The sequence below is a fragment of the Cupriavidus sp. 01L415 genome, assembly GCF_056400065.1.
In genome coordinates, this window is sequence record NZ_JBFTSP010000006.1 from 37,335 (window position 1) to 57,810 (window position 20,476).

The 20,476-nt window shown below is 64.5% G+C and carries 22 protein-coding genes; 10 read left to right on the top strand and 12 right to left on the bottom strand.

Annotation, left to right across the window (positions count from 1 at the left end; all coding sequences use genetic code 11):
• Positions 1–110: 110 nt before the first annotated feature.
• From AC1DOX_RS13130 to AC1DOX_RS13150, 5 genes are all read left to right on the top strand, one after another.
• Positions 111–1,241 carry a PQQ-dependent sugar dehydrogenase gene (locus tag AC1DOX_RS13130; RefSeq protein WP_441619720.1) on the top strand — a complete coding sequence of 377 codons (1,131 nt, stop codon included), beginning with the start codon at positions 111–113 and terminating at the stop codon, positions 1,239–1,241.
• Between the two features lie 185 nt (positions 1,242–1,426).
• A complete protein-coding gene (locus tag AC1DOX_RS13135) occupies positions 1,427–1,834 on the top strand; it encodes a hypothetical protein (protein ID WP_441619722.1) in 408 nt (135 codons plus the stop codon).
• 266 nt (positions 1,835–2,100) lie between these two features.
• On the top strand, positions 2,101–2,250 hold the full coding sequence (locus AC1DOX_RS13140; RefSeq protein WP_441619724.1) for a hypothetical protein: 150 nt from the start codon (positions 2,101–2,103) through the stop codon (positions 2,248–2,250).
• A gap of 98 nt (positions 2,251–2,348) precedes the next feature.
• Positions 2,349–2,840, top strand: a complete 492-nt coding sequence (locus tag AC1DOX_RS13145) for an NINE protein (RefSeq protein WP_441619858.1) — start codon at positions 2,349–2,351, stop codon at positions 2,838–2,840.
• A 45-nt stretch (positions 2,841–2,885) separates the two neighbouring features.
• Positions 2,886–3,824 carry a LysR family transcriptional regulator gene (locus AC1DOX_RS13150; protein WP_441619726.1) on the top strand — a complete coding sequence of 313 codons (939 nt, stop codon included), beginning with the start codon at positions 2,886–2,888 and terminating at the stop codon, positions 3,822–3,824.
• Positions 3,825–4,033: 209 nt separating this feature from the next.
• On the opposite strand, the gene AC1DOX_RS13155 is transcribed toward AC1DOX_RS13150, so the two are convergent.
• Complete coding sequence (locus AC1DOX_RS13155; protein ID WP_441619728.1) at positions 4,034–5,254, bottom strand: PA0069 family radical SAM protein; 1,221 nt, start codon at positions 5,252–5,254, stop codon at positions 4,034–4,036.
• Positions 5,251–5,766 carry an Lrp/AsnC ligand binding domain-containing protein gene (locus AC1DOX_RS13160; protein ID WP_092136498.1) on the bottom strand — a complete coding sequence of 172 codons (516 nt, stop codon included), beginning with the start codon at positions 5,764–5,766 and terminating at the stop codon, positions 5,251–5,253. The genes AC1DOX_RS13155 and AC1DOX_RS13160 overlap by 4 nt, the downstream gene beginning before the upstream one ends.
• A 109-nt stretch (positions 5,767–5,875) precedes the next feature.
• On the opposite strand from AC1DOX_RS13160, the gene AC1DOX_RS13165 reads away from it, so the two are divergent.
• Positions 5,876–7,180, top strand: a complete 1,305-nt coding sequence (locus tag AC1DOX_RS13165) for a D-amino acid dehydrogenase (RefSeq protein ID WP_092136496.1) — start codon at positions 5,876–5,878, stop codon at positions 7,178–7,180.
• An 81-nt stretch (positions 7,181–7,261) separates the two neighbouring features.
• Here the strand turns inward: AC1DOX_RS13165 and AC1DOX_RS13170 are convergent, their stop codons facing one another.
• A complete protein-coding gene (locus tag AC1DOX_RS13170; protein ID WP_441619731.1) occupies positions 7,262–8,212 on the bottom strand; it encodes a sterol desaturase family protein in 951 nt (316 codons plus the stop codon).
• Positions 8,213–8,393: 181 nt separating this feature from the next.
• Here AC1DOX_RS13170 and AC1DOX_RS13175 point away from each other — a divergent pair, with 181 nt between their 5' ends.
• Positions 8,394–8,972, top strand: a complete 579-nt coding sequence (locus AC1DOX_RS13175; protein ID WP_441619733.1) for a TetR/AcrR family transcriptional regulator — start codon at positions 8,394–8,396, stop codon at positions 8,970–8,972.
• A 186-nt stretch (positions 8,973–9,158) separates the two neighbouring features.
• On the top strand, positions 9,159–9,755 hold the full coding sequence (locus tag AC1DOX_RS13180; RefSeq protein ID WP_441619735.1) for a J domain-containing protein: 597 nt from the start codon (positions 9,159–9,161) through the stop codon (positions 9,753–9,755).
• A gap of 64 nt (positions 9,756–9,819) precedes the next feature.
• Here the strand turns inward: AC1DOX_RS13180 and AC1DOX_RS13185 are convergent, their stop codons facing one another.
• The 7 genes from AC1DOX_RS13185 to AC1DOX_RS13215 form a co-directional block, all read right to left on the bottom strand.
• Positions 9,820–10,320, bottom strand: a complete 501-nt coding sequence (locus AC1DOX_RS13185; protein WP_092136488.1) for an Ohr family peroxiredoxin — start codon at positions 10,318–10,320, stop codon at positions 9,820–9,822.
• 342 nt (positions 10,321–10,662) lie between these two features.
• Entirely contained in the window at positions 10,663–12,447 is a 1,785-nt protein-coding gene (locus AC1DOX_RS13190) for an acyl-CoA dehydrogenase (protein ID WP_441619737.1), read from the bottom strand.
• Positions 12,448–12,549: 102 nt separating this feature from the next.
• The gene (locus tag AC1DOX_RS13195) at positions 12,550–13,485 is read right to left on the bottom strand and encodes an electron transfer flavoprotein subunit alpha/FixB family protein (RefSeq protein WP_441619739.1); all 936 of its coding nucleotides are present in this window, start codon (positions 13,483–13,485) and stop codon (positions 12,550–12,552) included.
• A gap of 17 nt (positions 13,486–13,502) precedes the next feature.
• Positions 13,503–14,252, bottom strand: coding sequence for an electron transfer flavoprotein subunit beta/FixA family protein (locus AC1DOX_RS13200; protein WP_092136482.1), 750 nt, complete (start codon positions 14,250–14,252; stop codon positions 13,503–13,505).
• Between the two features lie 222 nt (positions 14,253–14,474).
• The gene (locus AC1DOX_RS13205; protein WP_441619741.1) at positions 14,475–15,269 is read right to left on the bottom strand and encodes a MetQ/NlpA family ABC transporter substrate-binding protein; all 795 of its coding nucleotides are present in this window, start codon (positions 15,267–15,269) and stop codon (positions 14,475–14,477) included.
• Positions 15,270–15,314: 45 nt separating this feature from the next.
• Positions 15,315–15,968 (bottom strand): methionine ABC transporter permease, encoded by a 654-nt coding sequence (locus tag AC1DOX_RS13210; RefSeq protein WP_092136478.1) that lies wholly within the window; start codon positions 15,966–15,968, stop codon positions 15,315–15,317.
• Positions 15,958–16,992, bottom strand: a complete 1,035-nt coding sequence (locus AC1DOX_RS13215; protein WP_441619860.1) for a methionine ABC transporter ATP-binding protein — start codon at positions 16,990–16,992, stop codon at positions 15,958–15,960. Before AC1DOX_RS13215 ends, AC1DOX_RS13210 begins: the two co-directional genes overlap by 11 nt.
• On the opposite strand from AC1DOX_RS13215, the gene AC1DOX_RS13220 reads away from it, so the two are divergent.
• The gene (locus AC1DOX_RS13220; RefSeq protein ID WP_477114037.1) at positions 16,991–17,209 is read left to right on the top strand and encodes a hypothetical protein; all 219 of its coding nucleotides are present in this window, start codon (positions 16,991–16,993) and stop codon (positions 17,207–17,209) included. The two genes, AC1DOX_RS13215 and AC1DOX_RS13220, sit on opposite strands and share 2 nt — an antisense overlap.
• On the opposite strand, the gene AC1DOX_RS13225 is transcribed toward AC1DOX_RS13220, so the two are convergent.
• On the bottom strand, positions 17,210–18,133 hold the full coding sequence (locus tag AC1DOX_RS13225) for a histone deacetylase family protein (RefSeq protein ID WP_441619743.1): 924 nt from the start codon (positions 18,131–18,133) through the stop codon (positions 17,210–17,212). It lies immediately after the preceding gene.
• A gap of 141 nt (positions 18,134–18,274) precedes the next feature.
• Here AC1DOX_RS13225 and mltB point away from each other — a divergent pair, with 141 nt between their 5' ends.
• Positions 18,275–19,381, top strand: a complete 1,107-nt coding sequence (gene mltB, locus AC1DOX_RS13230; RefSeq protein ID WP_441619745.1) for a lytic murein transglycosylase B — start codon at positions 18,275–18,277, stop codon at positions 19,379–19,381.
• Between the two features lie 144 nt (positions 19,382–19,525).
• Here mltB and cysM read toward each other — a convergent pair whose 3' ends face one another.
• Positions 19,526–20,428 carry a cysteine synthase CysM gene (gene cysM / locus AC1DOX_RS13235; RefSeq protein ID WP_092136470.1) on the bottom strand — a complete coding sequence of 301 codons (903 nt, stop codon included), beginning with the start codon at positions 20,426–20,428 and terminating at the stop codon, positions 19,526–19,528.
• Positions 20,429–20,476: the final 48 nt, after the last annotated feature.

The following is a 20,476-nucleotide window of genomic DNA, read 5'->3' on the forward strand; positions in this document are numbered from 1 at the left end:
CCCCAACAAACACTTAGGCCCTTCCCGCGACGCGTCCTCCAGCCTGTGCGCTGTTGACGCAACACGCGGGGCGGGGCATCGTGGCAAAAACCCCGACGAGCGAGGTTGTCATGCGCCCCAATCTGCACCCCGGAAACGCCGTCCGTGCCGTCGCGGCACTTGGCCTTGCCTGGTCAATGCTGTCGGCGCCGCCCGCGCGGGCGGCCTTGCCGCTCGACCAGATCCGCCTGCCCGCGGGCTTCCGCATCGAAGTCCTGAGCGACGATGTGCCCGGCGCGCGCGGCATGACATTCTCGCCCGCCGGCACGCTGTTCGTGGGCAGCCGCAGCGAGGGCAAAGTGTACGCACTGCCTTCGCCGCTGGCGCCAAACCCGAAAGTACGTGTCATTGCATCGGGCCTGACAATGCCGGTGGGCGTCGCCTTTCGCGACGGCGCGCTCTACGCGTCGTCGACCTCGCGCATCGTCCGCCTCGACAACATCGACGCCCAACTGGACAAGCCCCCCAAGCCGGTGACGGTCACCGACCGCTTTCCGACGGAAACCCACCACGGCTGGAAATTCATCGCCTTCGGCCCGGACGGCTATCTCTATATACCGGTCGGCGCGCCCTGCAACATCTGCGCGCCCGACGAGAATCGCTACGCCAACATCATGAAGATGAAGCCCGATGGCTCCGACCTTCAGGTGGTGGCGCGCGGCGTACGCAACACCGTGGGCTTCGACTGGCATCCTGCGACGCATGAACTCTGGTTCACCGACAACGGCCGCGACTGGCTGGGCGATGACCAGCCCGACGACGAGCTCAACCGCGCCACCCGCACCGGCGAACACTTCGGCTACCCCTACTGCCACGCCGGCACCATCGCCGACCCCGAGTTCGGCAAGCAACACCCTTGCTCTGCATTCGTCGCGCCAGTGGCGAAGCTCGGGGCGCACGTGGCGGCGCTTGGCATGCGCTTCTACACCGGCAAGCAGTTTCCCGCTGAATACCGGACAAACAACGTCTTCATCGCAGAGCATGGGAGCTGGAATCGAACCGAGCGCAGCGGCTACCGGATAGTGCGCGTGGTGCTGGACGAGAATGGCCGCGCCGTGCGCCAGGACGTCTTTGCCGAAGGCTGGCTGCAAGGCGGCAAGCCATGGGGGCGGCCCGCCGATGTCCAGGTCGCGCCCGACGGCTCGCTGTTGGTCAGCGACGACATGGTCGGCGTCATTTACCGGATCCGCTACGCCCCTTGAACAGCGCCTCAAAACCGTGCCAATCCGTGCAGCGCATGGCGATTCAGGGAACGCCGGAAGCATGGCAAAAAAGGCGAAACAATCCGTTACACCGGTAACGGGATTCGCATAGGCGATCACAAAGCCCCTGCGTACCATGAACCCATTCCTGACTCTTTCCCCCTTCCAGGATCTTGGGATCTCGCATGCTTACCCGCCCCCACCTGCGCCTTCTGGTGGCTGGTATTCTGGCCGCATCCGGCCTGATTGGCAGCATTGCCACCGGCCATGCACAAGTCGCTTTCTGGCAACACGCTCGCTCCGATGCCTCGGTGCGCATGAGTCGTGCAGCCGGCGGCTGGGAAATGGCGAGTGTGCGCGCGGAAAGCCGGGACCATGTGCGCGCGCAGATCGAGAGGATGGAAGCTCGTGCGCGAAACGATGACCGGCTGAGTGGACGGCCTGCCGGCGCCCCGGTCCGTGACGATGATCGCACGGTGCGTCAGCCGCAGGATCGCGGCGGCCAGACCGATGCCACATTGCGCAGCAGTGACATGCGACCGACCAATGCCGGCCCCGGCTGGCAGGCACGTGGCCGTGACGGCGGCCGCTGAAATCCGCCCCGCCAGCCACCTTCATTCTCTACGCGTCACACGACATGATCACGGCCGGAACTCCGGCCGTTTTTGCTTGTCTCTCAGGTTGTGCGTGCCGCCTTGCGGCGTCGCACAGGCTGCCGCCCGGCGCTGTCCGGGGTCCAACAGCGTGCCGTCGTTGCGCAGACGGCAATCGACCTGACCTGCCTCTGCCCGGTACCCACTGCTCCGACTCCACTGTCGGGCGCGGCCTCCACAAGAACAAAGACTTGTCGAGGTTCATCATGTCACCCCTCCTGACCGACCTGGCCCGGCACTCGGGACAGTTGTCGCTGTCTGTCATCTTCATGTTGTTGCTCACGCTGGTGCTCTACGGCGAAACCCGTATCGCCACCGCCCTCTCCGGCCTGCTGGCCAGTATCTGGCCGTCCTGACGGTCTCCGGACCCTGCGCGGGGCGGCGTACAATGTGCGCCGATGCCGTCGGCATCCACCGGTTCCCTCCGATCTATCCTGTCGATCGCCAGCCCACGATGCCAGCCGCCAGCCAAGCCCCCGCCCTTACCGAAGAATCCGCCCGCCCTGCCGGCGGCAAATCGAAGCTGATCACCGTCGCGCTCGCCTTTCTGTTCGGCAGCCTCGGTGTGCATCGTTTTTACCTGAAAGGCCTGGGCGACAAGTTTGGCTGGGCCCATCTGCTGGGGACATTGGCCGGTGCGATCGGCATTGCCTCGCTCGTCACCGGCGCCGGCAGCACGGCGCTGAACTGGACCTTCGCGGTCGTCGGCGGTACCTCGCTGATCAGCGCGTTCCTCACCGCGATCGTCTTCGGCCTGCGGCCTGATGACAGATGGGACGCGCGTTATAACCCGCACGGCAAACCCACGCGCTCGGGCTGGCCAGTCGTGATCCTGGTCATCCTGTCGCTGCTGATTGGCACCGGCCTGCTGATGGCCGGCCTGGCCATCAGCTTCCAGACCTTCTTCGAATCGCAGGTCGAGGCCGCCAAGGCCCTTTCACAGTAACCTCGCAGTCACTCAGCCCCGCTCACGTCCGCGAACGCATCGCCGATGCACTTCGACCTGCTCGATATCGCGGTCTTCGTGCGCGCGGCCGCCCTGGGCAATCTCTCCGCCGCCGCACGCGACCTGGCACTCTCGACGTCCACCGCCAGCGCGCGTCTGGGCAGGCTCGAAGCACAGCTCGGCACCCGCCTGCTGCACCGGACCACGCGCCGGCTTTCGCTCACGGGTGACGGCGAGCGCTTCCTCGAGCACGCCGAACAACTGCTGGCAACCGCCGACCTGGCCGCCCAATCCGTTGGCCGAGGAGCGGACGCCCCGTACGGCCAGTTGCGCGTCACCGTCCCGGCATCGTTTGGCCGGCAGCATGTCTCGCCGGCGATTCCTGCATTCCTGGCCAAGTACCCCGGCATCACACTCGATCTTCGCCTGACCGATCAGGTCGTGGGGCTGGTCGATGCCGGCATCGACGTGGCGCTGCGGATGGGTGCCCTGCCAGATTCCACGCTTGTTGCGCGCCCGCTCGCGCCCAGTCACCGCGCGATCTACGCTTCACCCGCCTATCTCGCCCGCCACGGCACGCCACGCCACCCGGAAGACCTGCGCCATCACAACTGCCTGGTGCTTGGCGACCAGGCCACCTGGCGCTTCGATACCCCGGTCGGCGAGACCTCCGTTGCCGTGCGCGGCAACCTCCGCGTCGACAACGGCGAGGTCATCCGCGACGCCATCCTGGCGGGCATGGGCATCGCGCTCAAATCCACGTGGGACGTCGCCGGCCAGTTGCGTCGCGGCGAACTCGTCACCGTGCTTGACGAGTATCCGGTGCTGCCAGTCGTCTCGATCTGGGCGGTGTATCCCAGCCGCCACCTGGTGCCTACCAAGACGCGCGCCTTCGTGGACTTCTTTGCCGCTTATTTCGGATCGCCACCCTATTGGGATCGGGGGGACCCTCCTCCCGCCGTGCAAATCGCCCATACTGCTTAGGTCCGAGCCCGATGGTCACGTGGCATTGCCCTGTCGTGACAGGACGATGCAAAGGAGCTGCAGATGGAACGGCCGAGCTATGAGGAAGGACGTCTGGCGGCAATCGCCGTCAGGCTGGCCATGTCGTCAGGCCTGCCGGTGGCCAGTGCAAAGGCGGCACTGGAACTCGCATGCCGCATGATCGGCGACCAACAGGCCGATAGTGGCACTCAGAACAAGGAGCCTTGCGCATCGTCGGCCAACTTCGGCCGCCCGGTGGGCCTTGGGGGCGGTTTGAAGCGCGACGTGTCGAGTTCGAACCGGTTATAGCGATAGCCGAGCCGGTCCGCCAGCTTGTAGAAGCGCTGCCGCATCAGATCCGCCCAGATACCCGTGCCGCGCATGCGCGAGGCGTAGTCGGCGTCATAGTCCTTGCCGCCCCGCATCTCGCGCACGCGGTTCATCACCCGCTCGGCACGGTCGGGGAAATGCGTCTGCAGCCATTCCTGAAACAGCGGACGCACTTCCCACGGCAGGCGCAGCACGATGTAGTTCGCATACACCGCACCGGCTTCGCGTGCGGCTTCCAGCACCCGCTCAATGTCGGGTTCCGTAATGAAAGGAATGACCGGCGCCACGCTGACCCCAACCGGGATGCCAGCGTCCGTCAGCGTACGGATCGTGCGCAGCCGGCGTGCGGGCGTGGCGGCGCGCGGTTCCAGCGTGCGGGCGATGCTGGCATCGAGCGTGGTGATCGTGACTGCGGCCACGGCCAGGCGCTGGGCCGCCATCGGCGCCAGCAAATCGATATCGCGCTCGATCAGTGATGACTTGGTGATCAGGGCAACCGGGTGGTTGGTCTCGTGCAGGACTTCGAGAATGCCGCGCGTGATGCGCTGCTCACGTTCGATGGGCTGGTAGGCGTCGGTGTTGACGCCCAGCGCGATGGTCTCGCACCGATAGGAGGGCCGCGCCAGGGTCTCGCGCAGTCGCTCGGCTGCATTGGTCTTGGCATACAGCTTCGTCTCGAAATCCAGACCTGGCGACAGGTCGAGATACGCGTGCGTCGGCCGCGCGAAGCAGTAGATACAGCCGTGCTCGCACCCTCGGTAGGGATTCAGTGAAACATCGAACGGAATGTCCGGCGATGCATTGTGCGTAAGAATCGAGCGCGCCTGCTCCGTGGTCACCTGCGTGATCAGGCGGGCCGGCGGCGACTCGATCGCATCCGCTGCCGCAGCATCCTCATCCGTGTGCACGACATCTTCGTCGGCCGACGCCCAGCCATCGTCAAACGCCTCGCGCTGATCGCGTTCGAAGCGCCCCTGCAGGTTGCTGACCGCGCCTCGCCCCTTGCGGGCCGCCGTTGGTCGACGCTGGCCCTGGCCGTCGTCGTCGCGGTCGTTCCGATCCCTCTCTTCGCGTGTCTGGTCGCGCCGCTGTTCGCTCATGCCAAGCCTTGCTGGCCCCGCTCTTTCTCTTCGACCGAGATGGCCAGTGTCTCCTTGATCTCTTCCATCACCACATAGCTTTTCGACTGCGCGGCGCCCGGCAGCTGCAGCAGGATATCGCCGAGCAGCCGGCGGTACTCGCCGATCTCGCGGATGCGCGCCTTGATCAGGTAGTCGAAATCACCCGATACCAGATGACACTCGAGCACCTCCGGAATGCGCAGTACCTCGCGCCGGAACTGCTCGAACATGTTGCCTGATTTGTTGCCCAGCGAAATCTCGACGAACACCAGTAACGCGCTGCCCAGCAACGCCGGATTCAGTCGTGCGTAGTAGCCCATGATGACACCGTCGCGCTCCAGCCGCTTCACGCGCTCGATACACGGCGTAATGGTCAGTCCCACGGTCTCCGCCAGATCTTTCATCGACACCCGTCCGTCCGCCTGCAGCACCGTCAGGATCTTCCGATCCAGCCGATCCAGGGTCCGTACTGGCTGACGACTCGTTCTCATGATTTTTTCCTGTTTTCGAGATAAATTCGATAACTATGACTGCTTGGAAGTCAATAGTATAGATACGAATCCTTTATTACCCTGACATTGCAGTTGGGAGCCCCCGAAAATGCGCGTTCTCGTTCTTGGCAGTGGCGTCATCGGCGTCACCAGTGCGTGGTATCTGGCCCGAGCCGGTCACGAAGTGATCGTGGTCGATCGCGAGGCAGCGCCCGCGCTCGGCACCAGCTTTGCCAATGCCGGCCAGATCTCGCCGGGCTACGCGTCGCCGTGGGCGGCCCCTGGGGTCCCGCTCAAGGCCATCAAGTGGATGTTCCAGGAGCACGCTCCTCTCTCCATCAAACCTGACGGCACGCTGTTCCAGTTGCAGTGGATGTGGCAAATGCTGCAGAACTGCACGGCCGACCGCTACGCGGTCAACAAGGAACGCATGGTTCGCCTGGCCGAATACAGCCGCGACTGCATTCGCGCGCTGCGTGCCGAGACCGGTATTTCCTACGAAGGCCGCCAGCAAGGCACGCTCCAGGTGTTCCGCACCGCCGAGCAGATGGAAGGCGCGGCTAAGGATATCGCCGTGCTGAAGGACGCAGGCGTGCCCTACGAGTTGCTCTCGCGCGAGGAACTCGCCGCGAGCGAACCGGCGCTTGCCGCCGTCGGCCATAAGCTGGCCGGTGGTTTGCGCCTGCCGAATGATGAAACCGGGGATTGCCAGCTGTTTACCCAGCGGCTGGCAGCCATGGCCGAATCCATCGGCGTGCAGTTCCTCTATGGCCGTTCGATTGACGGCCTGCTGACCGAAGGCGACGCCGTGACCGGCGCCCTGGTGGCCGGCCAGCCGATGTTCGCCGATGCCGTCGTGGTGGCGCTGGGCAGCTGGTCCACGCCGTTCGTGAAGCATGTGCTGCCGGGCCTGTCGAACCTGCCGGTGTATCCGCTCAAGGGTTTTTCCATCACCGTGCCGATGACCGATGCGTCGCGCAGCCCGGTGTCGACGGTGCTCGACGAAACGTACAAGGTCGCCATTACGCGCTTCGACGACCGCATCCGCGTGGGCGGCATGGCGCAGATCGTCGGCTATGACCGGTCGCTGGATCCGGCCAAGCGCCGCACCCTGGAACATGTGGTGACCGACCTGTTCCCGGGCGCGGGCGATGTGAGCCGCGCCACGTTCTGGACTGGCCTGCGTCCGATGACGCCCGATGGCACGCCGGTGGTCGGCCCTGCCGGCATTCGCGGCCTGTGGTTGAACACGGGGCACGGCACGCTGGGCTGGACGATGGCATGCGGCTCCGGCCAGCTGCTGTCCGACCTGGTTTCCGGCACGCGGCCGGCAATTCGCGCCGACGACCTTTCGGTCGACCGCTATCGCAAGCCGGCGCGCATGCAAGGCGTGCCGCGTCCGATGCCGGCCTGAGCGCCGACAGCAGGAACGAGAAAGGGCGACCCGCGGGTCGCCCTTTGTTTTCTCCACCCCCGTCGAACAATCGCGGAGGAGCTATCCCGGAAGCCGCTGCACCTCCGCCAGCGCGGCCTGCGATGGCGCCGGCAGGGTCGAGACCGCGAGGCCGGCGCGGGCGCGCAACGCTTCGGTGGTTTCGTGTTCGCCATTGGCACGCCATCCCGGAGGCATGCAGAGCAGGCCGATGACTTCCCGCAACGATCGCGCCGCGAGCAAATCGCGGCCCAGCGCAACCCATTGCGACAGCTCCACCACCAGCGGATTATAGCTGGTGACCGGCTTGACCAGGCCGTAGATGCACGGCTCGTTCTTGTCTTCCGGGATGTACGTCCCGAATAGCCGGTCGAACAGAATCAGCACACCGCCATAGTTGGCATCCAGGTAATGCAGGTTGGACGCGTGGTGCACGCGATGCGCGGACGGCGTATTGAGGATTTTCTCGAGCCAGCCCAGACGCGGGATCCAGGTGGCATGGATCCAGAACTGGTACAGCAGATTCAGCGCCAGCATGGTCAGCACCAGCCGGGGCTCGAATCCCAGCCAGACCAGCGGCGTGTAGAACACCGTGGAGCCGGTGAGTCGACCGGTCCAGCCCAGCCGATAGGCGGCCGACAGATTCAGCTGGTTCGGCGAATGGTGGACCGCATGCGTGGCCCAGAACCAGCGCACGCGGTGCGCGGCGCGGTGGAACCAGTAATAACAGAACTCCTGCCCGACGAAGAGCACCGCAAAGGTCCACCACGGCCCCAGCGTGATCGTCGCGACGCGATGTTGCCAGGCAAGGGCGAATACCGGCGCGGCCAGCGAGATGGGCACGGCCAGGATGAAATGCCGCACGAGTTGATCGAACAGGCTGACGCCCATGGCCCGCCAGTCAAACGGCTCGACGCCGGAGAACCGCGCGCGGAGCGTCAGCGCGATCGCCTCGGCCAGCGAGAGCAGGAAAACGACGGGCAGCGCCCACAACAAGATTTTCGAGGGAACCATGAAGTCTCGGGACGGATCGACAAGAGTCGCGCATTGCAGCGGTATGGCGATAATATGAACAAAGCTCAGTTTCTTGTACTCGCCTTCTCCGCCCACCCTCATGCCAGAGAAAAACGTTGCTAAACAAGGTCCTGCGCGGCGCCAACCCAGTCAGCAGCGCGCCCTGGACAAGATTGGACTCATGTTCGAGGCGGCGATCCGCATCCTGGAGCAGGACGGTTTGCAGGGCTTCACGACGAACCGCGTCGCCGAGCTGGCCGGCATCAGCATTGGCACGCTGTATCAGTACTTTCCAAACAAGGAAGCCTTGCTCCTGGCGTTGGCAAAACGCGAAATGAAGCAGACCTTCGAGCGGCTGCGCGCCGAAATGCAAGCTCGCGCGGATGCTGCGCGGGCAACGGATGCGGCACCTCATCAAGGCGCCCGGATGGCCGTGCGCGCCATCCTCGGCGCCTTCGGCGGCCGCATGCGGGCCCGTGAGCAGATGCTTGAGATCATGGCGCGCAGCGGGCAGGCAGGCGCGATCGATGCCCAGATCGACGCCATGACGCAGGGCCTGCTCCTGGGCTGGCGTGCGCCGCTGGACGCGCACGCCGAACCGCTCGACGCCATGCAGGCCTTCGTGCTTGGACGCGCCGTGATGGGCGTTCTGCGTGCGGCACTACGGCAGGATGTCGCCATGCTGAACCAGCCGGCGTTTGAAGATGCACTGGTCCGGCTCGTGGTCGGCTATCTCGCAGGCAGCCGGCCGGCCAGATAAAAGCGGCTTCGTCGATCTGCATGGCGCCAAGCGCACGCGCCAAATGCGAAGAGACTTGCGGCGAACTTCGATGTGCGCATCAGTGCGTTTTTTGCAGTGCAGAACCATCTCGACGCTGCGGCGGTCATGCCGCCAAGTCACCCCGTGCTAGGATGAACGCCCTCCCCGCAGTCGCCTCATCGGCTCATGATTACCCTATACACGACCCTCGGCGTGCAAGCGGACGCCACTCTGGACGAGATCAAGCGCGCCTACCGCCGCGCGGCCATGAAGTGGCACCCCGACCGCAACCTTGGCCGCGAGGCGGAAGCGCATGCTGCGTTCCAGGAAATCCGCGATGCCTACTCCATTCTTTCCGATGCCGAGCAGCGCCGCGTCTACGACGAGGTATTCGAGCAGGAGATGCGACGCTGGGAGGCTGAACACGCGGCGCAGGAAGAACAGGAACGCGAGGCGCAACGCGAAGCCCAGCGCATCGAACAGGAACACTACGAGAAGATGGTGGCGATCGCGATGCGATTTGCCGGCGAGGGCCACCATCGCGACGTCCTCTTCGGCGTCCTGCTCGGCCGGGATTGCGAGGCGGAACTGGCGGGACGCATCGCGGACAGCGTATGGGCCTTGCAGGAGTCGCGGCGGGCCAGTGAGCTGGCTGCGGATGCGGCTGAGGCCAAGGCGCCCGCTGGCGCGGCGGCGTCAAACGCTGACGACGGGACGCGACCCAGGCGCCACCCCGGCGCCTTCGATTCGTTCTGGCACGGCCTGTTCGGCATCCGCTCCTAGCAGGGAGCATGTCGATGCCGAATATCCGAACCAGAACCGCTTCGCTTCAGTTTGAAGCCACCTCTTAGTCCACAACGGCCACGACATTGACGGTCCCTTGCCGGGCCATCTTTGCGTAGGGGCACAAGCGCTCGGCATTTCGAACCAGCTCTTCCGCCACGTGGCGCTCAACGCCCGGCACCCGGACTCGGACATCGATGAGCAATGCGTAGCCTCCATCCATGGGGTCACGGCCGAACGACACCTGCACCTCCACAGAGGTATCGTTGCTCTCCATGTTGACACGCTTGCAAAGCAAGTTCAGCGCGCCGTGAAAGCAAGCGGCAAAGCCCGCGGCAAACAACTGCTCGGGATTGGTCCCATTGCCAGGCCCTCCGAGCTCCTCGGGCAACCGCAGATCCACGACAAGATTCCCGTCATCGGAACGGGCCACGCCAGATGCCCGACCGTGTCCGGTCTCGCCGCCGGAAACGGTGACGGTCGTTGTGTACAGTGGCTCAAAATCCCGGCCCCGATACCTGTCGAGGAGGGAAAGCGGGGGAGGCTGCAGCTTCTCGTTGTCCATGTTGCGTTCTCGAGCTCAGTGACGAGCGCTCCGACGCTGATATCCATTCGTCGAAGCCTCACTTGCCAAGGCGCGCTGCGCCTGGACCTTTGCTGCCGATCGGGCCGGTACCCCAAGTCACGACGATCTTCGTGACGCACGTCGATGTTGGCAAGACTACGGTACAACCCGTGTCAATCCTAGATTACCTCCGGTTGTGACGGTAGGGCCTTCCAGGGATGCACGGTGTTTCCGGTTTGGCACCAATTCCGCTGGCACACGCTCCGAGATCAAACGCCAGATGCAAAACGAGGCAGTCGCGATGACTGCCTCGTTTTCTTTTGAAGCGAGAACGGCTTTACGTCAGAACTGATCCGCCGTCAGCGCATTGACCGGCGTGGCGCCGTCGACGATGGCGTCACGCAATGCCGATGCCTGCGACAGGATGTGCTGGCCGAAGAAATGCGCCGTGGCGATCTTGGCATCGTAGAACGCCGGATCTTCACCGCGCCGGGCATCCGCTGCCAGCATCGCGCGGCCGAACTGCCAGCCGGAGAAGACGATGCCGCACAGCTTCAGGTACGGCACGCTGCCCGCGAACACGGCGTTGGGGTCCCCCTTGGCGTTGTCGACAACAAACCGCACGACGGCTTCCAGCGCCTCGCGGCCCTTCTTCAGTTGCCCCTGCACCGCAGTGAATGCCGCGCCGCCGTGCTTGCCCAGCGCAGCTTCGGTTTCGGCGATCTGCGCGCAGATCGCGCGCGCCACGGCGCCACCGTCGCGCACGGTCTTGCGCCCGACGAGGTCGTTGGCCTGGATCGCCGTCGTGCCTTCGTAGATCGGCAGGATGCGGGCATCGCGATAGTGCTGCGCAGCGCCGGTTTCCTCGATAAAGCCCATGCCGCCATGCACCTGCACGCCCAGGCTGGTCACGTCGATCGACAGCTCCGTGCTCCAGCCCTTCACCACTGGCACCATGAACTCGTAGAACGCCTGGTTCTGCTTGCGCACGGCCTCGTCCGGATGCTGGTGCGCGGTGTCGCACGCGGCGGCCGCCACGTAGGCGACCGAGCGCGCGCCCTCGATCAGTGCCCGCATCGTCATCAGCATGCGCTTGACGTCCGGATGGTGAATGATCGTCACGGCTTCACGCGCCGACCCATCGACCGGGCGGCTCTGCACGCGCTCGCGCGCGAAGGCCACCGCTTGCTGATAGGCACGCTCGGACACCGCGATCCCCTGCATACCTACCGAGAAGCGCGCGGAGTTCATCATGATGAACATGTACTCCAGCCCGCGATTCTCCTCGCCCACCAGCGTGCCGATGGCGCCGCCGTGATCGCCGAATTGCAGCACGGCCGTCGGACTGGCCTTGATGCCGAGCTTGTGTTCGATCGACACGCAATGCACGTCGTTACGCTCGCCAACGCTGCCGTCCGCATTGACGAGGAACTTCGGCACGATAAACAGCGAAATACCCTTCACGCCTTCCGGCGCGTTCGGCGTGCGCGCCAGTACGAGGTGGACGATGTTGTCCGCCATGTCGTGCTCGCCATAGGTGATGAAAATCTTGGTGCCGAAGACCTTGTACGTGCCATCGCCTTGCGGTTCGGCGCGGGTGCGCACCGCGGCAAGGTCCGAGCCGGCCTGGGGCTCGGTCAGATTCATCGTACCCGTCCACTCGCCCGAGATCAGCTTCGGCAGGAACGTTGTCCGTTGCGCTTCGGTGCCGGCGGTCAGCAGCGCTTCGATCGCGCCATCGGTCAGCAACGGGCACAGTGCGAAAGACAGGTTCGCGGTGTTCAGCATCTCGTTGCACGGCGTGGCCACCAGCTTGGGCAGACCCTGGCCACCAAACTCGACCGGGTGCAGCACGCCCTGCCAGCCGCCTTCACCAAACTGGCGGAATGCGTCGCGGAAGCCCGGCGTGGTGGTCACGACGCCGGCTTTCCAGCTGCTCGGGTCGGTGTCGCCGATGCGGTTCAGCGGCGCCAACACTTGTTCGTTGAACTTGGCGGCTTCTTCCAGCACAGCCTGCGCCGTGTCCGGCGTGGCGTCCTCATAGCCAGGCAACTGACTGATGGTTTCCAGGCTCGCCAGTTCGTTCATGACGAACAGCATGTCCTTGAGCGGTGCACGGTAGGTCATCGATGTCTCCAGAGTTTGTAAAAAAGCCGCTCGCGGGACGCGCCCGGAACGGCTCAATTTCTCTTGTTCTTGCCGGCCGGGTCTGCCCCGGCCGGTCGGGCATCAGCCCAGTGCGGCCACCAGCTCCGGCACCACGGTGTTCAGGTCACCCACCAGGCCGTAGTCTGCCACCGAGAAGATCGGGGCTTCCGCGTCCTTGTTGATCGCGACGATCACCTTGGAGTCCTTCATGCCGGCCAGATGCTGGATCGCGCCCGAGATACCCACGGCGATGTACAGCTGCGGGGCCACGATCTTGCCGGTCTGGCCGACCTGGTAGTCGTTCGGCACGAATCCAGCGTCCACGGCCGCGCGCGACGCGCCCAGGGCGGCGCCCAGCTTGTCGGCCAGCGGGGTCAGTACCTTGGTGTAGTTCTCGCCCGAACCCACGCCACGGCCACCGGACACGATGATCTTGGCAGCGGTCAGTTCCGGACGGTCGCTCTTGGTCACTTCGCGCGACACGAATTGCGAGAGGCCTGCATCGGCCACGGCCGGCAGCGCTTCGACGGCAGCCGAGCCACCTTCGGCGGCAGCCGGGTCGAACGCCGTGCCACGCACGGTGATGATCTTGATCTTGTCCGACGACTTCACGGTGGCAATCGCGTTGCCCGCGTAGATCGGGCGCTCGAACGTGTCGGGCGAATCGATCTTGGTGATGTCCGACAGCTGGGCCACGTCCAGCTTGGCGGCCACGCGCGGCAGGATGTTCTTGCCCGAGGCGGTCGCCGGGGCCAGGATGTGCGAGTAGTCGTTGGCGATGGCCAGGATCTGCTCGCCCACGTTCTCGGCGAGGCCGTCGCCGAAGTAGGCGGCGTCGGCCAGCAGCACCTTGGATACGCCGGCGATCTTCGCGGCGGCATCGGCGGCAGCCTTGGCGTTCGAGCCGGCCACCAGCACGTGGACATCGCCACCGCATTGGGCAGCCGCCGTCACGGTGTTGAGCGTGGCGGCCTTGATCGATTGATTGTCGTGTTCAGCAATGACGAGTGCAGTCATGTTTTCTCTCCCCGCGCTCAGATAACCTTGGCTTCAGACTTCAGCTTTTGCACCAGCGTGGCTACGTCCGGCACCATCACGCCAGCGCTGCGCTTGGCAGGCTCCACCACCTTGACGGTGGCCAGGCGCGGCTTGACGTCAACGCCAAGGTCTTCCGGCTTCACGATGTCCAGCGGCTTCTTCTTGGCCTTCATGATGTTCGGCAGCGTCACGTAGCGGGGCTCGTTCAGGCGCAGGTCGGTGGTCACCACGGCCGGCAGCTTGACCGACAGCGTCTCCAGACCGCCATCGACTTCACGGGTCACCGATGCCTTGCCATCGGCCACGACCACCTTCGAGGCGAACGTCGCTTGCGGCAGGCCTGCCAGCGCAGCCACCATCTGGCCCGTCTGGTTCGAGTCATCGTCGATAGCCTGCTTGCCCAGGATCACCAGTTGCGGCTGCTCCTTGTCGATCAGGGCCTTGAGCAGCTTGGCCACGGCCAGTGGCTGAAGGTCTTCATTCGACTCCACCAGGATGCCGCGATCGGCGCCAATGGCCATCGCGGTGCGCAGGGTTTCCTGGCATTGCGTCACGCCGCACGACACGGCGATAACCTCGGTGACGACGCCAGCTTCCTTCAGGCGCACGGCCTCTTCCACGGCGATTTCGTCGAACGGGTTCATGCTCATCTTGACATTGGCCAGGTCGACGCCCGTGCCATCCGACTTCACGCGGACCTTGACGTTGTAGTCCACCACCCGCTTGACTGCGACGAGTACTTTCATGCGCTCACTCCACTGATAGCTGATAGTCCAAAGATTTGAATCGCTCGCCATTATAACCACCGGGGTGGCGGCGCTTTTGTTTTTCGAACGATCGTACTATTTTATAGGCAAAGAATTGCCGGGCATAGCCCGGCAATCCATAAAAAGTTCACCCATTGTGCCGCAGGATGCCCTGCGCGCACAGAGTTTGGATGAAAACCTCGAAAACCTGCCCGGCGGCAATCACCATGCGGTGATCACGGATTCCTTGTAGGTGTTCGCGATGTACTGCTTCACTTCCGGCGAATGGTAGGCCTTCACGAGCTTCGCGACCCACGGCTTGTTCTTGTCGGCTTCGCGGATGGCGATCAGGTTGGCATAGGGACCCTTCGGACCTTCCGTGGCGATTGCGTCACGCGTCGGCGACAGGCCGGCCGATTCCGCGTAGTTGCCGTTGATCGCGGCGGCGTCCAGATCGTCCAGCGAACGCGGCAGTTGCGCGGCATCCAGTTCGACGATCTTGATCTTCTTCGGGTTCTCGACGATGTCGAGCGGCGTGGCCTTCAGGCCGGCATCCGGGCGAAGCTTGATCACGCCCTTCGCCTGCAGCAGCAGCAGGCCGCGGCCGCCGTTGGTCGGGTCATTCGGCACGCCCACGCGCGCACCCTGCTTCAGTTGGTCGAGCGACTTCACCTTCTTCGAGTAGACACCCATCGGGAACGTCACCGTGAAGCCGATGTGCGTGAACTTGTAGCCGCGATCCTTGATCTGGGCTTCCAGGTACGGCAGGTGCTGGTAGCTGTTGGCGTCCAGGTCACCAGCGGCCAGCGCCGCGTTCGGCTGGATGTAGTCGCTGAATTCCACCACCTGGATGTTCAGGCCATCCTTGGCCGCCACCTTCTTCACCTGCTCCATGATCTGGGCGTGCGGGCCGCCAGTCACGCCAACCTTGATCGGCTTGTCTTGCGCGAAGGCGCCAGCGGACACCACCACACCCAGCGCCACGATGGCGGTCTTGAGCAAATTGCGACGTTGCATTTCGATGTACCCCTTGTTCCCTGTTATGTATGTGGAATGACGTAGTCAGCGGTGGCTGATGCGGCGGACCAGCCAGTCGCCAAAGCTCTGCACGGCCTGCACGAAGACGATCAGGATCACCACCACGGCGACCATGACCTCGGTGATGTAGCGTTGGTAGCCGTAGCGGATGCCCAGGTCGCCCAGCCCGCCGCCGCCGATGGCGCCGGCCATGGCCGAATAGCCAACCAGGCTCACGAACGTGATGGTGAGGCCCGCCACGATGCCGGGCATGGCCTCGGGCAGCAGCACCTTCCAGACAATCTGCCCGGTGGTGGCGCCCATCGACTGCGCGGCTTCCACCAGACCCTTGTCCACTTCGCGCAGCGCGGCTTCCACCAGGCGCGCGATGAACGGAATCGCGGCGATCGTCAGCGGCACCACGGCCGCGGTCGTGCCGATCGACGAGCCGACGATAAAGCGCGTGAACGGGATCACCACCACCAGCAAGATGATGAACGGAATCGAGCGCACCGCATTCACAACCACACCGATCGTGCGGTTGAACAGCGGATGCGACACCACGCCGCCACGGTTGGTCAAATGCAGCAGCACGCCCAGCGGCACGCCAAACAGCGCGCCCACCACACCGGAGATGCTCACCATCAGCAGGGTCTCGCCGAACGAGGCCAGGAACAGGTCAAACATTTCAGACCACATGTTCGATCTCCTCCACCAGTACGCCTTGCGCCTGCAGATAGTCCATGGCCGCGCGCACGGCGGCCGGTTCGCCCGTCGCCATGATCGCCAGCGAGCCAAAGGCCTGCCCCTGGATCTCGTCGATGTGGCCGTGGAGGATGTTGAAGTCCAGCCCGTGCTGGCGGATTGCCTGGGCCAGCACCGGCTGGTCCACGTTATCGCCCGTGAAGGCCAGGCGATAGACATGGTCGCGACCGTTGCCGAGGCGGCTTTCCACGCGCCTGAGCACGCTCGCCGGCAGTTCCTGCGCGATCACGTCGCCGATCATCGCGCGCGTGACCTCGTGCTGCGGGCGCAGGAAAACGTCGATCACTCGGCCGCTCTCCACCACCTGCCCGGCTTCCAGCACGGCCACGCGATCGCAGACCTGTTTGATCACTTCCATCTGGTGCGTGATCATGACGATGGTCAGGCCCAGCTCGCGATTGATCTGCTTGAGCAGATCCAGGATCGCGCGCGTGGTTTCCGGATCCAGCGCCGAGGTCGCTTCGTCGGAAAGCAGCACCTTCGGCTTGCTGGCCAGCGCGCGGGCGATGCCTACGCGCTGCTTCTGGCCGCCGCTGATCTGCGCGGGATAGCGGTCGCGCAGCGCCGACAGGCCAACCAGTTCCAGCAGCGGCAGCACCGTCGCGGCGATCTCGTCGCGCGACTTGCCTGCAAGCTCCAGCGGCAGCGCCACGTTGTCATAGACGGTACGCGACGACAGCAGGTTGAAGTGCTGGAAGATCATGCCGATTTCGCGGCGAGCCTCGCGCAGCGCGCCGTTGTCGAGCGTGGTGAGGTCCTGCCCGTCGACGATCACACGACCGCTGGTCGGCCTGTTCAGCAGGTTGATGGCACGCACCAGCGTGCTCTTGCCGGCGCCGCTACGGCCGATGATGCCGAAGACCTCGCCAGGCGCGATGGAGAGACTGACGTCCCGCAGTGCATGCACTTCCCCCGACCCGCCGGGGAATCGCTGCGAGAGTCCTTGCAGTTCGATCATGGAAAGAGGAAAAGAAAACGGCAACAGCGCGGGGTCTCCTGCGTTGTTGCCGCTCATTATTTTTCTGAAGCCCGCATTTTATGCGATCCGCTTCATACCTCAAACGAGAATTTTTCGAGGGCTTTATGCGCTGACGGCATATAGCGTGGCTTTTGGACGCCAATTCGCCACAAATTGCGGCCTTGGCATCTCATTTTCCGCCCCATCCACCGCGTGATCAGCCCTCCACCAATACCTTCAGGTGAGCCAGGACGCTGCGGGCCAGCGCGCTGAGGTTGTAGCCCCCTTCCAGGCAACTGACGATGCGGCCCTTGCCATAGGCACGCGCCACCTCGACCAGCCGCTCGGTCATCCAGGCGTAGTCCTGCTCCACCAGCCCCATCTGCCCGAGGTCGTCCTCCCGGTGCGCATCGAAGCCGGCGGAGATAAACAGCATCTCCGGCTTGAACTCATGCAGGCGTGGCAGCCAGATCGTCTCCACTACCTCACGTACCGCCATGCCATTGGAATAGGCCGGCAGCGGGATGTTCGACATGTTGGAGGCGATATGCTCCGTGCCGCTGTACGGATAGAACGGATGCTGGAAGAAGCTGCACATCAGCACCTGTGGATCGCCGCGGAATGCGGCCTCGGTGCCGTTGCCGTGATGGACGTCGAAATCGATGATCGCCACGCGCGCCAGTCCGTGCGCCGCCAGCGCATGTCGGGCGGCAATCGCGACGTTATTGAAAAAGCAGAACCCCATCGCGCGATCGGGCTCGGCATGGTGTCCCGGCGGCCGCACGCAGCAGAACGCATTCTCCAGCTCGCCGGCGATCACGGCGTCGGTGGCCGCCACCGCCGCGCCAGCCGCATGCGTGGCGGCGGTCAGCGTGTGGCGGTTCATCGTCGTGTCCGGGTCGATCGGATGGTAGCCGCTGGCCGGACTCACAGTGGCCAGGCTGGCCACATAGTCCGGCCGGTGCACCCGCTCGATCTGCTCTTCTGTCGCGGCCGGGGCGTCGCGCCGGTCCAGCAGGCCATCCATCCCATGCGAGATCAGATGGTCCTCGATCGCCTGCAGTCGTTCCGGGCACTCAGGATGGAAATGTCCCATCTCGTGCAACAGGAACGCCGGGTGTGTGTAGTAGCCCGTTGGCATTGTCGTTGTGGGTCAAGTTTGTCTCCAAACGTTACGTTAGCACAGGACGTGCCGGGCCTGCGTGGACCGGGATATGGGCCGGGATGCGAGCCGTGGCGTCCATGCCATCCGCTATACTCGGTGCGACTTGCAAAGGACAACATGACCGACAAACAGCGTTCCTTGCGCCGCCCGCTGATGGGCGCCGCACTCACCGCTGCCGCATTGGGCCTGTGCGGCGTTTCTCCTCAGCTCCTCGCCGCCGGCAAACGCCGCGTGAGCGTCCGGGAGGAAGAAATCGAACCGGGCCGCTATCAGAATCATCCGCAAACCCGCGCGTTCATCGACGACATGGTGGCACGCCACGGTTTTCAGCGGGCCGAGCTCGACACGTGGTTCAGCCAGGCTGTGTATTCGGCCACGGTGTCCCGGTTGATCATGCCGCCGGCCACGCCGGGCAAGAAGAGCTGGCGCGCGTATCGCTCGCGCTTCATCGAGCCGATCCGCATCAACGCCGGTGTCCGCTTCTGGCAGCAGCACCGCGACACGCTTCGCCGCGCGGAGGCCGAGTTCGGCGTACCGGCATCGGTCATCGTCGGCATCATCGGCGTGGAAACCATCTACGGGCGGGACATGGGCACGTTCCGCGTGCTCGACTCCCTTTCCACGCTGGCCTTCGACTATCCCGATACGCCCAACCGCGAATCACGCACCAAACTGTTCCGTGACCAGCTGGCCGACTACCTGCTCTGGTGCCGCGAGACAAAGACCGACGTGTACTCAGTGCTGGGTTCGTTCGCTGGTGCTGTCGGCATTCCGCAGTTCATGCCGACCAGCCTGCGCGAGTACGCGATCGACTATGACAACGACGGCCGCGTCGACCTGCGCAACAGCCCGACCGACGCCATCGGCAGCGTGGGTCGCTTCCTGCAGCTGCATGGCTGGGAACAGGGCCGTCCGGTCGTCTGGCGCATCGCCGGCGACGACGGCAGCCGGAGCATCGCCACCGCCGCAGCGGATGGCGAACCGTGGCCGACCCGCACGCTGAATCAGCTGACACGTGCGGGCCTGCGCGTGGACGAGCCCATCGACGTCAACCGTGAAGGCGAAACCGGCGTACTGGTCGTCGACCTGCCCACGCCCGACCAGCCGACCGAGTACATGATCGGCTTGCGCAATTTCTACGTGCTCACCCGCTATAACCGCAGCTTCTTCTACGCGCTGGCGGTATATCAACTGGGTGAGGCAGTGAAGGCGGCAATGGGCTGATGGGCTGACGAGCCCGAAAAGCAAACTGCCCGCATGGCGCGGGCAGTTTGAACTGACTGGGCGACCCGGCGGCCGCTGACTTCGTTCGGCAGGCGTCGGTCAGCAAGACCATCACCCGCTCATCGGGTACGCCCGCTCGGGCTGTCAGGCCGGGAAAACGCCCGTCGACAGGTAGCGGTCGCCACGGTCGCAGACCACGAACACGATCGTGGCATTCTCCACTTCCTCGGCAATCTGCAGCGCCACGCACAGCGCGCCGGCGGCCGAGATCCCGCAGAAAATGCCCTCCTCGCGCGCCATGCGCCGGGCCATGTGCTCGGCATCGGCCTGGCTCACCGGCTCCTGGCGATCGATGAACTTCGGATCGTAGATCTTCGGCAGGTAGGCTTCCGGCCACTTGCGGATGCCGGGAATACGCGAGCCTTCGGCCGGCTGGGCACCGATGATCTGAATCGCGGGATTTTTTTCCTTCAGGTAGCGCGAGACACCGGTAATGGTGCCGGTGGTACCCATTGCCGACACGAAGTGCGTGATGCGGCCTTCCGTTTCCTGCCAGATTTCCGGTCCGGTGGTCTCGTAGTGGGCCAGCGGGTTATCCGGATTGGCAAACTGGTCGAGGATCACGCCCTTGCCTTCGCGCTCCATGGCGTCCGCGAGGTCACGCGCGTATTCCATGCCGCCCTTGACTGGCGTGAGGATGATCTCCGCCCCGTAGGCCGCCATGCTCTGACGGCGCTCCAGGCTCAGGTCCTCGGGCATGATCAGCACCATGCGATAGCCGCGGATGGCGGCGGCCATGGCCAGGGCAATGCCGGTGTTGCCGGAAGTCGCCTCGATCAGCGTATCGCCGGGCTTGATGCGGCCACGCTCCTCCGCACGACGGATCATCGACAATGCCGGGCGGTCCTTGACGGAACCAGCCGGATTGTTGCCTTCGAGCTTGCCGAGAATCGTATTGCCGCGCGCGTCAATGGCGGCGCCGGGGATGCGCTGGAGTCGGACCAGCGGCGTATTGCCGATGGTGTCTTCAATCGTTTTGTAGGCCATGGTGCGGGGAGAGTCAGTTTTCGCAGGCCATTGTAATGCACCCACGTT

What these genes read in the sequence shown, in the direction of transcription:
- AC1DOX_RS13130 (WP_441619720.1), top strand. Translation starts at nt 111, where the DNA reads ATGCGCCCCAATCTGCACCCCGGAAACGCCGTCCGTGCCGTCGCGGCA.
- AC1DOX_RS13135 (WP_441619722.1), top strand. Translation starts at nt 1,427, where the DNA reads ATGCTTACCCGCCCCCACCTGCGCCTTCTGGTGGCTGGTATTCTGGCC.
- AC1DOX_RS13140 (WP_441619724.1), top strand. Translation starts at nt 2,101, where the DNA reads ATGTCACCCCTCCTGACCGACCTGGCCCGGCACTCGGGACAGTTGTCG.
- AC1DOX_RS13145 (WP_441619858.1), top strand. Translation starts at nt 2,349, where the DNA reads ATGCCAGCCGCCAGCCAAGCCCCCGCCCTTACCGAAGAATCCGCCCGC.
- AC1DOX_RS13150 (WP_441619726.1), top strand. Translation starts at nt 2,886, where the DNA reads ATGCACTTCGACCTGCTCGATATCGCGGTCTTCGTGCGCGCGGCCGCC.
- AC1DOX_RS13155 (WP_441619728.1), bottom strand. Translation starts at nt 5,254, where the DNA reads ATGAGCGAACAGCGGCGCGACCAGACACGCGAAGAGAGGGATCGGAAC.
- AC1DOX_RS13160 (WP_092136498.1), bottom strand. Translation starts at nt 5,766, where the DNA reads ATGAGAACGAGTCGTCAGCCAGTACGGACCCTGGATCGGCTGGATCGG.
- AC1DOX_RS13165 (WP_092136496.1), top strand. Translation starts at nt 5,876, where the DNA reads ATGCGCGTTCTCGTTCTTGGCAGTGGCGTCATCGGCGTCACCAGTGCG.
- AC1DOX_RS13170 (WP_441619731.1), bottom strand. Translation starts at nt 8,212, where the DNA reads ATGGTTCCCTCGAAAATCTTGTTGTGGGCGCTGCCCGTCGTTTTCCTG.
- AC1DOX_RS13175 (WP_441619733.1), top strand. Translation starts at nt 8,394, where the DNA reads ATGTTCGAGGCGGCGATCCGCATCCTGGAGCAGGACGGTTTGCAGGGC.
- AC1DOX_RS13180 (WP_441619735.1), top strand. Translation starts at nt 9,159, where the DNA reads ATGATTACCCTATACACGACCCTCGGCGTGCAAGCGGACGCCACTCTG.
- AC1DOX_RS13185 (WP_092136488.1), bottom strand. Translation starts at nt 10,320, where the DNA reads ATGGACAACGAGAAGCTGCAGCCTCCCCCGCTTTCCCTCCTCGACAGG.
- AC1DOX_RS13190 (WP_441619737.1), bottom strand. Translation starts at nt 12,447, where the DNA reads ATGACCTACCGTGCACCGCTCAAGGACATGCTGTTCGTCATGAACGAA.
- AC1DOX_RS13195 (WP_441619739.1), bottom strand. Translation starts at nt 13,485, where the DNA reads ATGACTGCACTCGTCATTGCTGAACACGACAATCAATCGATCAAGGCC.
- AC1DOX_RS13200 (WP_092136482.1), bottom strand. Translation starts at nt 14,252, where the DNA reads ATGAAAGTACTCGTCGCAGTCAAGCGGGTGGTGGACTACAACGTCAAG.
- AC1DOX_RS13205 (WP_441619741.1), bottom strand. Translation starts at nt 15,269, where the DNA reads ATGCAACGTCGCAATTTGCTCAAGACCGCCATCGTGGCGCTGGGTGTG.
- AC1DOX_RS13210 (WP_092136478.1), bottom strand. Translation starts at nt 15,968, where the DNA reads ATGTGGTCTGAAATGTTTGACCTGTTCCTGGCCTCGTTCGGCGAGACC.
- AC1DOX_RS13220 (WP_477114037.1), top strand. Translation starts at nt 16,991, where the DNA reads ATGGAAAGAGGAAAAGAAAACGGCAACAGCGCGGGGTCTCCTGCGTTG.
- AC1DOX_RS13215 (WP_441619860.1), bottom strand. Translation starts at nt 16,992, where the DNA reads ATGATCGAACTGCAAGGACTCTCGCAGCGATTCCCCGGCGGGTCGGGG.
- AC1DOX_RS13225 (WP_441619743.1), bottom strand. Translation starts at nt 18,133, where the DNA reads ATGCCAACGGGCTACTACACACACCCGGCGTTCCTGTTGCACGAGATG.
- mltB (WP_441619745.1), top strand. Translation starts at nt 18,275, where the DNA reads ATGACCGACAAACAGCGTTCCTTGCGCCGCCCGCTGATGGGCGCCGCA.
- cysM (WP_092136470.1), bottom strand. Translation starts at nt 20,428, where the DNA reads ATGGCCTACAAAACGATTGAAGACACCATCGGCAATACGCCGCTGGTC.